10 protein-coding genes are annotated in these 13,549 nt (G+C 66.7%); 4 read left to right on the forward strand and 6 right to left on the reverse strand.

What is annotated here, in order from left to right:
* The first annotated feature begins 11 nt into the window (after nt 1-11).
* From A5681_RS03310 to A5681_RS03320, 3 genes are read left to right on the forward strand one after another with little or no spacing between them, the layout of a single operon-like run.
* Nucleotides 12-653: an Mce protein gene (locus A5681_RS03310; RefSeq protein WP_067269341.1), complete on the forward strand. Its 642-nt coding sequence runs from the start codon at nt 12-14 to the stop codon at nt 651-653.
* Nucleotides 650-1,270, forward strand: coding sequence for a hypothetical protein (locus A5681_RS03315; RefSeq protein ID WP_231996202.1), 621 nt, complete (start codon nt 650-652; stop codon nt 1,268-1,270). The genes A5681_RS03310 and A5681_RS03315 overlap by 4 nt, the downstream gene beginning before the upstream one ends.
* Before the next feature lie 11 nt (nt 1,271-1,281).
* Complete coding sequence (locus A5681_RS03320; RefSeq protein WP_067269353.1) at nt 1,282-1,776, forward strand: CAP domain-containing protein; 495 nt, start codon at nt 1,282-1,284, stop codon at nt 1,774-1,776.
* A 98-nt stretch (nt 1,777-1,874) separates the two neighbouring features.
* Here A5681_RS03320 and A5681_RS03325 read toward each other — a convergent pair whose 3' ends face one another.
* The 4 genes from A5681_RS03325 to A5681_RS03340 all read right to left on the reverse strand — a co-directional run bounded on the left by A5681_RS03325 (nt 1,875) and on the right by A5681_RS03340 (nt 8,734).
* The gene (locus A5681_RS03325; RefSeq protein WP_067269342.1) at nt 1,875-2,453 is read right to left on the reverse strand and encodes a rhodanese-like domain-containing protein; all 579 of its coding nucleotides are present in this window, start codon (nt 2,451-2,453) and stop codon (nt 1,875-1,877) included.
* A complete protein-coding gene (locus A5681_RS03330; RefSeq protein ID WP_067269354.1) occupies nt 2,450-3,817 on the reverse strand; it encodes an MBL fold metallo-hydrolase in 1,368 nt (455 codons plus the stop codon). Before A5681_RS03330 ends, A5681_RS03325 begins: the two co-directional genes overlap by 4 nt.
* A 284-nt stretch (nt 3,818-4,101) precedes the next feature.
* Complete coding sequence (locus A5681_RS03335; RefSeq protein ID WP_231996203.1) at nt 4,102-4,413, reverse strand: hypothetical protein; 312 nt, start codon at nt 4,411-4,413, stop codon at nt 4,102-4,104.
* Between the two features lie 109 nt (nt 4,414-4,522).
* Nucleotides 4,523-8,734, reverse strand: a complete 4,212-nt coding sequence (locus tag A5681_RS03340; protein WP_067269358.1) for a bifunctional nitrate reductase/sulfite reductase flavoprotein subunit alpha — start codon at nt 8,732-8,734, stop codon at nt 4,523-4,525.
* A 310-nt stretch (nt 8,735-9,044) separates the two neighbouring features.
* On the opposite strand from A5681_RS03340, the gene A5681_RS03345 reads away from it, so the two are divergent.
* Nucleotides 9,045-9,515, forward strand: a complete 471-nt coding sequence (locus A5681_RS03345) for an LppP/LprE family lipoprotein (protein WP_067269360.1) — start codon at nt 9,045-9,047, stop codon at nt 9,513-9,515.
* 29 nt (nt 9,516-9,544) lie between these two features.
* On the opposite strand, the gene A5681_RS03350 is transcribed toward A5681_RS03345, so the two are convergent.
* Both A5681_RS03350 and A5681_RS03355 read right to left on the reverse strand, forming a co-directional pair.
* The gene (locus A5681_RS03350) at nt 9,545-11,488 is read right to left on the reverse strand and encodes an acyl-CoA dehydrogenase (protein ID WP_067269344.1); all 1,944 of its coding nucleotides are present in this window, start codon (nt 11,486-11,488) and stop codon (nt 9,545-9,547) included.
* 65 nt (nt 11,489-11,553) lie between these two features.
* On the reverse strand, nt 11,554-13,323 hold the full coding sequence (locus A5681_RS03355) for an ATP-binding cassette domain-containing protein (protein WP_067269361.1): 1,770 nt from the start codon (nt 13,321-13,323) through the stop codon (nt 11,554-11,556).
* Nucleotides 13,324-13,549: the final 226 nt, after the last annotated feature.

Here is a 13,549-nt window from a genome sequence, read left to right on the forward strand (position 1 = left end):
GAAGGAGCAAGATGGCTGAAGATACCGAGAAGCACGAAACCGACGATTCCGCCGAGGAACTCAGCGAATCGACGGTGGCCGCCGAACAGGTCAGCGAGGCCGACGACATCGCTGAGGATCAAGCGGGTGCGAATAGCCGGCTCGCGCGCGTGCGGAACCGGGTGATCCCGCGGCTGTCGCCCACCGGGCAGGCGTTATTGGCCGGCGCCCTCGCCATCGCGGTGCTGGCGGGGTTGACCGGATGGCTGGGCTTCCGGGCCTACCGGACGCACGAGGCCCAAGCGCAGCGTGATCTGTTCGTGCAGGTGGCGCGTCAGGGCGCCGTGAACCTCACCACCATCAACTACACGGAGGTCGATGCCGACGTGCAGCGCATCCTCGATCTGGCCACCGGAGGCTTCCGCGAAGATTTCGAACAGCGGTCCAAGCCGTTCATCGAGGTCGTCAAGGCAGCGCAGTCCAAATCCGAAGGCACGGTGACCGATGCCGGCTTGGAGTCCCAGCGCGGCGATGCGGCCCAGGTGTTGGTGGCGGTCGCGGTGAAGTCGCGCACCGCCGGCGGCGAGGAGGCGCCCCGGGAGTGGCGCATGCGGATCGAGGTCCGGTCGGTCGGCGACGACGCCAAGGTGTCGAACGTGGTGTTCGTACCATGACGACATTGAGTGAAACCGCCACGCAGGACCAGGAACTGGTCGACGTCGACGACGCGGTGCTAGAGGAATCAGATGCTCCCGACGTCGAAGAGGGCTCTGACGACGAGCCCGGCACCACGCGGGCGAGGCCACCGATCGCGTGGTCCCGGGTTGTCGCGTACGCGGTGCTGCCCGCATTGGCGTTGCTGCTGGCGCTCGGCGCGGGCTACTTCAAGTGGGTGGTGGCCTCGTCCGATGACCTCGCGCGAGTGCGAGCGGAATCGGTGCGGGCCGCGAGCGAAGACGCCGTCGCCCTGCTTTCGTATAAGGCGGATTCGGTGGACAAGGACCTGGCCGCCGCGCGCGAGCGACTGACGGGAGACTTCAAGGACGCCTATACGGAGCTCACCCGTCAGGTGGTCATCCCGGGTGCGAAGGAAAAGCGCATCACCGCGGTGGCCAAAGTGAGTGCGGCGGCACCAGTTTCGGTGACGGCCAATCACGCCGTGGTTTTGCTGTATGTCAATCAGACCGTCACGATCGGGGAGGGTGCTCCCACCGACACGCAGCCGGTTATCCGGGTGGCGTTGGAGAGGGTCAACGGCCGATGGCTGGTTTCGCATTTCGACCCGGTGTGAGCGGAGTGGTCATGATCCGATGGCTACGCGCACTGCCCGCGGCCGTGCTTCTCGCTGCGCCGATGCTGCTGGAACCGGCAAGCGCGCATGCCGACAACAAGCGACTCAACAGCGCCGTCGTCTCCGCCGTCTACACCTTGCAACACCAGGCGGGCTGCACTAACGACGTCATCCGGGACAACGCCCTGACGCTGGCCGCGCAATGGCACGCCGACGACATGATGAACAACCGAAACATCAACGATGACATCGGATCCGACGGGTCGACGCCGCAGGACCGGGCCAACGCCGCCGGCTTCCGCGGCAAGGCGTCCGAAACGATCGCGATCAACCCGGCCATCGCCATCAGCAGCCTGGAGCTGGTCAACCAGTGGTATTACAACCCCGACGATATGGCGATCATCCGCGACTGCGCGAATAGCTCGATGGGGGTGTGGTCGGAGAACAGCATGGACCGCACCGTCGTGGTGGCGATGTATGGACAACCGGCCCCGCGCAATCGTTGACAGGCCGGCAAGGGATTCTGACCGGAATCGGTTCTCCCACAGTGGTATCGCGGTCTGCGGGATCAGCGTCGAGGGTGAGGTGAACGCCGCGGGCCGGCTTAGCCCGGGATTTGGGACAGCACCTTCTTGACGTCGGAGGTGGCTCCGCGGTTGTACGGCAATTTGGACAGCGCCGTGGCCATGGTACAGGTGTTGCTCAGCGCGGCGTACGTCAGCCCACCGCCGATGGCGGCGGCCACCCACTTCAGCCGTGGTACCGCTGCGCTGCCCAGGACCGACGACAGCACCACCGATCCGGCGACGAGCCGAACCTGACGCTCCAGTTCCCAACGTTGCGCGCCGCGGTCCACCTCGAAACCTTGGCCCTCCCAATCGGTGATGCCCTTTTCCAGCACCCGCCCAGTGGTCAGCCCGGCATCGCGTAACAGGGCTTGCGCCTTCGTCGAACGTTGTCCCGAACGGCACACCAGCACCACGTCGTCGTCGCGGCCAAGGCGCTCGGCGATCTCGGCGCCGTGTTGGTGCAAGAGGTCGAGGGGCACGTTGACAGATCCGGCGATATGCGCGGTTTCGAATTCCGCGGGGGTCCGCACGTCGACAAGACGGGGGGATTCGGGCGATCCGATCAGCCCGCGCAGCTCTATAGAGGTGATGGTGTCGGCGGTGGGTGCGCTCATGCTTTCTCCCCAGGTGTGGTGGACGTTGTTATCCCGAGCTTTTCGGCGTTGCCGTACTCGTCGTCGATGAGCACGACGTGGCGCTGATTGCGGTCGAGGAGGGCCGCCGCGATCGATGCACGGTAGCCGCTGGCGCAATGGATCCACAAGGCGCGGTCCGCGGGGAGCTCGCCAATTCGCTGGGGCAGCTCGTGCAATGCCACGTTGACCGCGTCGCGCACATGCCCGTTGTCGAATTCGCCGGCTTGGCGGACGTCCAGGACGAGGACACGCTCGTCGTCGAGCGCGTCGACCAGATCCTCGAAGTTGGCGACGCGGTAGCTTCTGAGCTCGGATCCCGCTGCGAGGGCGCGGATGTCGCCGGTGGTGCTGCCGGTCAGTCGGTCGACGCCGATGCGGGAGAGCTCACGCTGGGCTTTGGCCACCTGCGCGGCGTCTTCTCCGATTAGGGTCAGCGGTGCGCCCCAAGCGTAGAGCCAGCCAAGGTAATTGACGAAGGAGCCGGAAAACTCGAAGCCATACGTTCCGGCCAGATGTCCGGACGCGAACGCTGTTCGGTTGCGCAAGTCGACGACCCATTCGCCGGCATCGATTCGCGCGTGAAGCTCGTCGGTGTGCACCGGCCTTATCGGGGAGAGGTCCGGTGCTTCGGGACCCTTCCTGTTGATCACGCCCATGTGTGCGTAGTAGGCGGGGTAAGCGGAAAGCTCAGACAGCAGTTGCTCGACGTACTCCCGTTCGTCCTGGATCAGCGCCGGATTGGTTTGGCGTTCGTCACCGATCGTCGACTCGTCGCTGTCCGTGGGAGCGGCCGAACAGAAGCTTCCGAAGCCATGGGTGGGATACACGGCCGTGCTCGCCGGCAATTCGCCCGCAATCCGGCGAACCGACCGATGCTGCAGCCGGGTCAATTCGGCGGCATGCTCCTCGCCTGCCAGGTCGGTCCTACCTGTGCTGCCGAACAACATGGATCCGCCGGTGAACACCCCGACCGTTTGGCCGGCAGTGTCGCGCAGCACGTAGCTGACGTGGTGGTGCGTGTGCCCGGGCGTGGATAGCGCCTGGAGCTGGATTCCGCCCGTGTCGATTCGGTCGCCGTCACCGATGGGCTGGTACGAGAATTCGGCGTCTTCCCCGGCGGGGAGAACATATGCGGCGCCGGTGGCTCGGGCGAGCGCCAGTCCACCGGTCACGTAATCGTTGTGGACGTGAGTTTCGAGCACGTGGGTGATGCGCAGGCCCGCGGCCAGCCCCAGCACCCGGTCGATGTCACGCTGCGGGTCGATGACGACCGCGACATCGCCGTCGCTCACCAGGTAACTGCGGTCGCCCAGCCCCGAGGTTTCGATAACCGATACGTCCACCATCGTTGTTCCAACCTGCTCGACTGGTCCGGGCCGACCGACCCCTTTAAATTAATCGCCCAGCAAACCGGGCGTCGCTGTCGCTCAGTCGTCAGCGGAAGCGGCGGTTGACAATCGGGATCCCGTGGTGTCGGCGGCGATCGCCCGTAGGTACCGCTCAACGACGCGCAGCGATGGTGTCGGGTTTAGCTGAAGTCCGCAAACTGGTTGGCCGATGAAGGCCCGACCAATTCCAACCCCGGTGATTTCTTCTCCGCGCGATCGGACGCGGGCGGCCGGGTGTTCTAGCGACTGGACATGGAGTCGGTGTCGCCCGGGTAGACGCGTCGGCCGTCGGCCGCGAAGTCGCAGGCGCACCACTGGCCCCGGTCCTGCGAGCGCCGAAGCTGCGTGCCACGCTTGCGCATCAGGTGCTGCTTGTAGACCTTGTCGCGTTGCTGTGGCGAGAACGCGAAGTCCAAATTGATCGGTAATCCGGCCCAGTCGACCTGCTCACCGGACTGGTCGTCGCCCGCAGTGCCACGCCGCAGCCGGCATTGCAGCGGGCAGACGGCCCGCACGGTGTCCTCGAGGGGCCCGTCGAAATCCAGAGCCACTACGTCCCTCCTCGGCGCGACCAATGTCTGAATGATGCGGCGAGGTTGTTTCAGCGGCAGGTGCGTGACGTTTCCGTCGTATTACGAGTGGGGCCGAAAGCGGCGGGGCCTAATAGACGTCGCGGTGGTAGCGCTTGTCGGCGCTCAACGACCGGACGTATTCCTTCGCGGCGTCGGGGTCGAGGTTGCCGTGTTCGGCCGCGACCTCGCAGAGCGCGCGGTCGACGTCTTTGGCCATCGGGTCCGCGGTCCCACAGACGTACAGTTGCGCCCCGTCCTGCAGCCAGCGCCACAGCTCCGCCCCGCGGTTGCGCATCAGATGTTGGACGTAGATCTTGTCGCGCTGGTCGCGCGAGAACGCCAGGTCCAGCTCGGTCAGCAGCCCGTCGGCGTGCATCTGCTCGATCTCGTCGCGGTAGTAGTAGTCGGTGGCCGCGTGCTGTTCGCCGAAGAACAGCCAATTGGGACCGGTGTGCCCGAGCGCGCGTCGTTCCTGGAGGAACCCGCGGAACGGTGCGATGCCGGTGCCCGGACCGATCATGATCATCGGCGTGTCCGGGTCGCCGGGGGGCCGGAAATTGGTCGACGGCTGCAGATAGACGGCGACGCGATCGCCGGGTGAGCGGTCGGCGAGGTAGGTCGAACACACCCCGCGGCGGGGGATGCCCTGAAAGTTGTAGCGCACCGGCGAGACCGTCAGGTGGACCTCTTGCGGGCATTCCTTGGGGCTCGACGAGATCGAGTACAGCCGCGGCTGAAGGCGTTTGAGGACCCGCAGCCACTCGTGGGCCGACGCGGAGACCGGATGTTGCGCCAACAGGTCGATCGACTGCCGGCCCCACGTCCAATTGGACAGAGCCGCCTTGTTTTCCGGCTTCAGCAGCTCGGCAAGTTTCGGGTCGCCGGTGCGCTCCTGTACGAACCGCACCAGGTCCCGGCTGATGTGGGCGATCTCGATCCGCTCGGTGAGCGCCGAGCGCAACGACATCAAACCGTGCTCGCCGACCTCGACGGGGGTCTGTCCGTCCAGGCCGGTGACGGACAGCCATTCGTCGACCAGCTGGTCGCTGTTGCGTGGCCACACCCCGAGTGCGTCACCGGCTTCATAGCTGATCGTGTCCTCGGGCACACGAAACACCAGCTGCCGCACGTCCTTTGCCGATTCCGGCCGGCCCAGCTTGATGTTCCGAGCCATGTCGGTGATCAGGGGATGCTTCTTGGTGTACCCGGCCGTCCGCGGCTCGGCCGATCGGGGTGGCGTCGCGACCACGGAGGTGGCCGCCACCGGCGCACCCCCGTCGTGGCCCACCGGTGCGGGCGTGCGGGACAACGCCTCGATGACACCGTCGAGCCACTTGGCGGCGGCGTCGTCGTAGTCCGGTTCGCAGTCGACCCGCTCGATGATGCGGGTGGCGCCGAGCTGGGCCAGCCGCTCGTCGAGCTTGCGTCCATGACCGCAGAAGTCGTCGTAGTTGGAGTCGCCCAGCGCCAGCACCGCGTAGCGGGTGGTGGTGAATCGCGGTGCGGCGTCCGACGTCAGCGCCCGCCAGAGACCGGCGCCGTTGTCGGGCGGCTCGCCGTCGCCGGTGGTGCTGGTGACCAGCAGCAGCTGCCGCGTCGCCGGCAATTCGGTCACCGGGAAGTCGTCCATGCTGTGCAGCGCGACGGGCAGGCGTTGCTCGCCCAGCCGCGCCGCGATGTCGGCGGCGAGTTCCTCCGCGTTGCCGGTCTGCGACGCCCACAGCACGACGACGGGCGAGCGCTCGGCGGGTTCGGCTTCGGGCGGCCCGGTCGTCGGTTCCTTGACCGCCGGCGCTGCCCGGGGCCCGTCGATGCGCGAGAACAAACCCGCGAGCAGGCCATCCACCCACAGCCGGGTGCCCGGATCGAAAGGAGCGCTCTGGGGCAGGGTCGGCACTCCGGCCGTGCATCGACCCGCATCCGACCGTAGGGCGGTCAGCATCCCGGCGAGATAGTTGCGGCCGAGCTCATCGAATTCCGGCACGGGTTTTGTTGCCACACCGAGCAAGGCGGCGAGGGCGTCGACCTGTGACACGCTGATTTCCGGTACCTCCGTGGGCGCGGGAGCTGGTGCGTCGGCATCCACCGATGGCTTCGGGCCCGGGCCCTGATGTGTCACCGGGACAGCCACTTTCGCCAAAGCGACGGCACACGCTTTGAATTCCGGTTGGTTCGAGATCGGGTCCACCGCGTCGTTGGTGACCGCGTTGATCGCCAGGTATTCGCCGAAGGCGTCGTTCCAGTGGAACGGAGCGAAGCAATTGCCGGGCCGCACCCGGTCGCTGATCGCGGCGGGCAGCACCGCGCGACCGCGGCGGGAAGCGATTTCTATCGCGTCACCCTCGGCGACCTGCAGCCGCGCGGCGTCGTCCGGGTGGAGTTCGACGAACGGCCCGGGGTTGAGCTTGTTGAGCTTGGCGACCTTGCCGGTCTTGGTCATCGTGTGCCACTGGTGCGGCAGGCGACCGGTGTTCAACAGGAATGGGTAGTCGTCGTCGGGCATCTCCTCGGGCGGCAGGTGCGGGCGGGCGAAGAACACCGCGCGGCCGCTCTCGGTGGGGAAGGCCAACCGGGGCGTGCTGCCGTCCTCGCGGACCAGGCGGGCCTGACTGACGCCGTCGTTGAGGTAGCGAATGGGGTTGCGGTCGCCCGCGCTCTCGGATGCGCACGGCCATTGCAGGGGGCCCCGGCGCAGCCGCTCGTAGCTGACCCCGCGCAGGTCGTAGCCGGTCTTCGGGTTCGAGAACCGTTTGATTTCCTCGAAGACTTCCTCGGCGGAGTCGTAGCTGAAAGCGTCCGAAAATCCCATCGCGCAGGCGATCCGGGCGATGAGCTGCCAGTCGGGCATCGCGTCGCCCGGCGCGGTGACCGCCGGTTGGAACAGCGTCATGTTGCGCTCGGAGTTGACCATCACGCCCTCGGCTTCCGACCACAGCGCCGCCGGCAGGAGCACGTCCGCGTATTCGTTGGTCTCCGTTTCGAGGAAGGCGTCCTGGGCGATCACCAGCTCGGCCCGCTCGAGGCCGGCCAGCACCGTCTTCCGATTCGCAACGGAGGCAACGGGATTGGTGCATACGATCCAGCACGCCTTGATGTCGCCGTCGGCCATTCGGGAGAACATGTCGATGGTGCCGGTGCCGACGTCCGTGCGCAGCGTTCCCCGCGGGATGCCCCACTGGTCTTCGGTGAAGGCGCGGTCGACCGCGGACAGGACGGAGCGCTGGCCGGGCAATCCCGGTCCCATGTAACCCATTTCGCGGCCGCCCATCGCGTTGGGCTGGCCCGTGAGGGAGAAGGGGCCACTGCCGGGTTTGCAGATCGCGCCGGTGGCCAGGTGCAGGTTGCAGATGGCGTTGGTGTTCCAGGTGCCGTGGGTGCTCTGGTTGAGGCCCATGGTCCAGCAGCTCATGAAGTTCTCGGCTTCGCCGATCATGCGGGCCGCCGCGCGGATGTCGTCCTCGGGAATCCCGGTGATCTCGCTGACCGCATCGGGGGTGTACTGCTCCAGGAAGCTGGGCATCACCTCCCATCCCTCGGTGAACTCGGCGATGAATTCGGGATCGGTGTGCCCGTTCTCGACGATCAGGTGCAACAGCCCGTTGAGCAGCGCGAGGTCGGAACCCGGGGCGATCTGGAGGAACAGGTCGGCCTTGTCCGCGGTCGCGGTGCGGCGCGGATCGACAACGATCAGTCTGGCCCCGGCCTTGACTCGTTCCATCATCCGCAGGAAGAGGATGGGATGGCAGTCGGCCATGTTCGCGCCGATGACGAAGAAGACGTCGGCGTGTTCGAAGTCTTGGTACGAGCCGGGCGGGCCGTCGGCGCCCAGGGAGAGCTTGTAACCGGAACCGGCACTGGCCATGCACAGTCGTGAGTTCGACTCGATCTGGTTGGTGCCGATGAAGCCTTTGGTCAGCTTGTTCGCCAGGTACTGCGCCTCGATGGACATCTGGCCCGATACATACATGGCAAAGGAATCCGGGCCATGCGCATCGATGATTGCGCGTAACCGGTGCGCGGACTGGGCGATTGCGCGTTCCAGGTCGACGGGCTCGATGGGCTCGCCACGGTCGGCGCGCAGGTGGGCCGATTCCAGTCGCCCGGGCGCGCTCAGCAAGTCCGACGTGGTCGCGCCTTTGGTGCACAGCCGGCCGAAGTTCGCCGGATGTTGTTTGTTTCCAACCGACTTCCCGATGTGGCGCTGACCGCTCTGCGGATCGGTTGTGACCTGCAACACCATTCCGCAACCGACGCCGCAGTAAGCGCACACGGTGTTCACGGCATCGTTGTTCGACGCCATGGACTCGGTGGACACGCCTACCTTCCCTCCAATGAGCACAACGGGCTTACATGAATGGTGCGACGAGGATGTTTCGGCACCGGGTATCGGGAGTTTCCCCCGTTTTACGGCTTCCTCTCACCGGCTCAGGCGCGGCCGTGAACTCTCGGGAATGCCGTAATAACCCCAGGTCAGGACGGGTCATCGTCGACCCGCCGACCCCGGTCAAGGCTACCTGCGGGGGCAGATGCTTTACCTATCAGAACGAGGTCTCCGACCAAACAAACGGGACATTCACAGCCTTCGCTAAGCTCACCGAGTGCGTCAGCTGATGGTGATCCTGTCGATCCTGCTGGCCTCCGGGTGCGGCGGGAATCAAACCAGTTCGCCGCCGACGTCATCCGAGAAGTGCAAGGACTCCGACGGGCCGACGCCCGACACGGTGCAGCGGGCCATCGCGTCCGTGCCCATCACCGTCCCCGGTACCAGTTGGGTGGAAATCGCTCGGGGACATGCCAAGAAGTGCCGGCTGTATTGGGTGCAGATCATCCCGACCATCGCCAGCGAGTCCACCGGGCAGCAGCTGCTGTTCTTCGATCACAACACGCCGCTGGGTGCCGCCACGCCGAATCCCAAGCCGTACATCACCGTCTTACCGCCCACCGATGACACCGTTGCCGTTCAATACCAATGGTTGAAGGGCAACGATCAGCCGTGCTGTCCCACCGGTAGCGGCACCGTGAAGTTCGGGATCGGCCCGGACGGCAAGCTGAAGGCGCTCGGCCCGATCCCGAATCAATAGCGTTGTGTCACAACGTCGCAGGCGCCGCGTCAGGCGTTCGTCAGGTTCTCCGGGTGCAGCATCTCGGCGTAGCGCAGCTGCTCGGGGATTCCGAAACCGTCGACGAGAGTTTCCGCGTGCGGTCGCAACGCGCGGCACCGATCGTTGATGCCCCGGGTGACCGCCTTGGCCCGCTCGGTGGACAGGTACCGATGTTCGATGTACCACGCCTTGTCGTCCTCGATGACCGAAAGCGCGTACAGGTCGCAGAGGACGCCGAGCAGTTCGCGGGTCTCCTCGTGCGGGCAGGCGTCGATGCCGGCGACGAACGCTTCCAGCACCACCCGGTCGACGTGGGCGGACGCCGCGTGTAAAACGTGGTCCTGCACCGCGTTGAACGCGTCGAACTCCGACATCTCCTTGGATTTGGACTGCAACCGACGGGCGACGGACGCGATCAGATATTCCTCTCGGTCCTCGAACATCTTGATCTGCGTGCCGCGGTTGAAGAGGCTGCCCTCTTCTTCGCTGTCCTGCCGGGCATCCACGATCGTTTGGATAATGGTTTCTGCCGCAGTTCTTTTGACGACGCGCTCACCGACGGTGTTGGCGGCGAACCGAACCCACTCGACCGGGCTCATGCTGCGGATGTCGTCGGCGTAGGCCGTCAGCAGCTCCTTGGCCACCAACTGCGTCAGCACGTGGTTGTCGCCCTCGAACGTGGTGAACACGTCGGTGTCGCCGCGCAGCGCGATCAACCGGTTCTCGGCCATGTAACCCGCGCCGCCGCAGGCTTCGCGCGCCTCCTGAATCGCCCGCGACGCGTGCCACGTGTTGGCCGCCTTCAGGCCGGCGGCTCGCGCCTCCAGCTCGCGCTGCTCGTCGGCGTCCACCGCGTCCGCGGTCTGGATGTCGTGGCACTTGCCGACCAGCTCGTTCTGGGCGAACTGCAACGCGTATGACTTTGCGATCAAAGGGAACAGCCGGCGCTGGTGCACCAGGTAGTCCATGATCAACACCTCGGACTCGTCATCGGGAGCGCTGAACTGCTTGCGCTGCAACGCGTATCGCGTCGCGATGTCCAGCGCGACGCGGGCGGCGGCGCCGGCGCTGCCGCCGACGGTGATCCGCCCCCGCACCAACGTGCCCAGCATGGTGAAGAACCGCCGGTTGGTGTTCTCGATCGGCGAGCTGTAGGTGCCGTCCGGCGCCACGTCGCCGTATTTGTTCAGCAGGTTCACCCGCGGCACCCGGACGTGGTCGAACACGATGCGGCCGTTGTCGACACCGGGCAGGCCGCCCTTGTACTCACAGTCCGACGTCGTCACGCCGGGCAGGTCGTTGCCGTCTGCGTCCCGGATCGGCACCAGCAGGCAGTGCACGCCGTGGTTGACGGGTTCGCCGTCCTCGGTCGTGATCAGTTGGGCGAATACCGCTGCCATGGTGGCCGTTTCGGCCGCCCCGCCGATGTAGTCCTTGCGGGCCGTCGGCGTCGGGGAGTCGATGACGAACTCTTCCGTGGTGGGGTCGTAGGTCGCGGTGGTCTCCAGCGACTGGACGTCGCTGCCGTGTCCGGTCTCGGTCATCGCGAAGCAACCCCGCAATTCGAGGCTGATGATTTTATTCACGTACGCCTCGTGGTGACGCTCGGTGCCCAGATTTTCGACGGCACCGCCGAACAACCCCCACTGGACGCCGGCCTTCACCATCAGCGACAGATCCGACATTGCGAGCATCTCGATCATGGTGATCGCCGCGCCGATGTCGCCGGTGCCGCCGTGCTCTTTGCGGAAGTTGTCGGCGGCGGCACCGAAGGCCGCCATGATCCTCATCTGCTCGGCCACCTTGGTCCGCGCGATCACGGTGTTGGGCGTGTAGTGCGGCCGGAACAGCTCCTCGCTCATGGTGGACCGCAGCTGGTTCCTCGTGTCACGCCAACGCCCGTCGAGCGCGTTGCGCAGCTGGTCGGCAATGGTTGTGGTCTCTGGCGCCATAACCCGACCGTATCTCGCGGTTCACGCCGCCGGTATAACGACCCGATCCCAATTGGCGGCGCTGGTCAGCGACGACTCAGTTCTTCGGGGCTTGGCCCCCCCCCGGGCCGCAGCCGGTAGAGGGTGAAGCCGGCCGCCGCGACGCCGAGCAGGACGAGCATCATCATGTCGAACAGCCACCAGCCGCTGTAATGGGTCCACGTTTGGCAGTCGGCGGCCAACGGGTCGACCCTGCGCAGGTTGGCCGTGGCGGCCGACGCGGCGAAGCCCCAGCGGGCGGGCACCAACCAGGAGATCTGTTGTAAGCCCCACTTGCTCACCAGCTGAACGAGGCTTCCGTTGAAGAGCGCGGAGGCCAGGATGACCGGAAGCAGCAGCGGCAGGACTTCGCTCAGCGACTTGCCCAGGCTCGACAAAGCGAGCCCGACCACTGCCGACACGATGGCCGTCATAGCCAGGCTCACGTAGAGCTCGACGGTCGCGTTGTGCAGCAGGGCGGCCCCGCGCGCCGGTCCGCCCTTGTCGGCGACGACGATGGCGAACACGATGGCCGTCAGGATCGCCGCGACGAGGCCGAACACCAGGATCTTGGCGGCCAGATAGGCCGCGGTCGAGACACCGAGCGCCTGCTCGCGGCGGAAGATGCGTTGCTCACGCGCCACGGTCCCGATCGTCAGTGCGGTGCCGATGATCACCGCGGCGATGTTGAGCGCGGCCAGGATCTCGATGGCTTCGTGGGGGTGCGCGTCGCCGGCACGGGGCCGGGTCAGGCCGGAATCGCCCGGGATCAGCAGAGCCAGCCCCGCCAGCACGAACGGCAGGAGCGCCAAGAACACGACGTAGAGGCGGCCGGCGAAGAGCAGCCGGACGTCGCGGCGGGCGAGCAGCCGAACCTGCCGCCCGAATGGGGCTTCGGCGGGCGGCGGCGCCGGTGGGGCGATCTCGGGCGGCGGGGCAGCCGCAGGTTGCCGGGCGCGAAATGCGCGGTGGGTTCCGTCGGGGTCGGCACGCACCCGTTCCAGGACTTGCGACCAGTCGGCGCTGCCCAACGCCGATTCGGCCTGCGCGGGCGGCCCCAGGAACGCCGTCGTACCGGCTGAGGTCAGAACCAGCACCTGGTCGCACAGGTCGAGGTTGGTCAACGACGGCTGCGATGACATGGCCGCCACCACCACGCAGCCGATGTCGGCCTGGCGCCGCAGCATGGCCATGACGTGACGTTGCTGCTCCGCATCCAGGCCCGCGGTCGGCTCGTCGACGACGAGCAGCGTCGGCCGGGTGAGGAGCTCTATCGCCAACGCGGCGCACCGGCGCACCTCGGGCGAAAGCTTGCCGATCCGGGTGGCCCGGTGCTCCGACAGATCCAGTTCCTCGAGAACTTGGCCGACCACGCGGTCGCGTTGCTCGCGCGAGATGTCTTGTGGCAGGCGCAGTTCGGCGGCGTACTTCACCGCGCTTTCGACGGTGAGGTGCCGGTGCAGGCGGTCCTGGGGCGAGACGATGCCGATGCGGGTTCGCATGGACGCCGCTTCCGCATGCACGTCGTGGCCGTCGACGGTGACGCGCCCGGAGCTGGGTTGCCTCGTCCCGGCGAGCAGCCCGAGCAGGGCCGAGTTGCGGGTGGCCGACGGCCCGACGACGGCGGTGAACGTGCCCGGACGCGCCGAGAACGAGATGCCCGACAACACGTCGCGCCCGTCGACAGTCAATCCCAGTTGGTACGCGGTCACCCCGAGCGTGCGGGCCTCGGCTTTGAGCGGCAATCGATAGGTGGAGTTTCCGGTTTCGATGGCGGCGACGGCCGGCCGCGGCACGCGGAATTTCGAGGTGACCATCCGCTCGATCAGGCCCGGACCCTTCGCCTGCGCATCCGCCGCCGGGATCGGCTGGGCGGGCGGCGCCGGCTGCGGGTGGGCGGGACGTTCGGCCGCCGGCGGTGGCGGCGGCAGCACACGCATGCGCTGGGTCTCACGCTCGGTCGGGGCACGCAGGTTCGGATCGCTCGGGTGAGCGGGTTGCGGCGCGGGGGGAGGGGACCGCCGCGCTTATGTGGCACAGCGC

Origin of the sequence: Mycobacterium scrofulaceum, assembly GCF_001667885.1 — a bacterium.
GTDB lineage: Bacteria > Actinomycetota > Actinomycetes > Mycobacteriales > Mycobacteriaceae > Mycobacterium > Mycobacterium scrofulaceum_C.

Bases quoted from the DNA above. Each gene is read 5' to 3' on its own strand.
- A5681_RS03310 (WP_067269341.1), top strand. From the start codon at position 12: ATGGCTGAAGATACCGAGAAGCACGAAACCGACGATTCCGCCGAGGAA.
- A5681_RS03315 (WP_231996202.1), top strand. From the start codon at position 650: ATGACGACATTGAGTGAAACCGCCACGCAGGACCAGGAACTGGTCGAC.
- A5681_RS03320 (WP_067269353.1), top strand. From the start codon at position 1,282: ATGATCCGATGGCTACGCGCACTGCCCGCGGCCGTGCTTCTCGCTGCG.
- A5681_RS03325 (WP_067269342.1), bottom strand. From the start codon at position 2,453: ATGAGCGCACCCACCGCCGACACCATCACCTCTATAGAGCTGCGCGGG.
- A5681_RS03340 (WP_067269358.1), bottom strand. From the start codon at position 8,734: ATGGCGTCGAACAACGATGCCGTGAACACCGTGTGCGCTTACTGCGGC.
- A5681_RS03345 (WP_067269360.1), top strand. From the start codon at position 9,045: ATGGTGATCCTGTCGATCCTGCTGGCCTCCGGGTGCGGCGGGAATCAA.
- A5681_RS03350 (WP_067269344.1), bottom strand. From the start codon at position 11,488: ATGGCGCCAGAGACCACAACCATTGCCGACCAGCTGCGCAACGCGCTC.
- A5681_RS03355 (WP_067269361.1), bottom strand. From the start codon at position 13,323: ATGGTCACCTCGAAATTCCGCGTGCCGCGGCCGGCCGTCGCCGCCATC.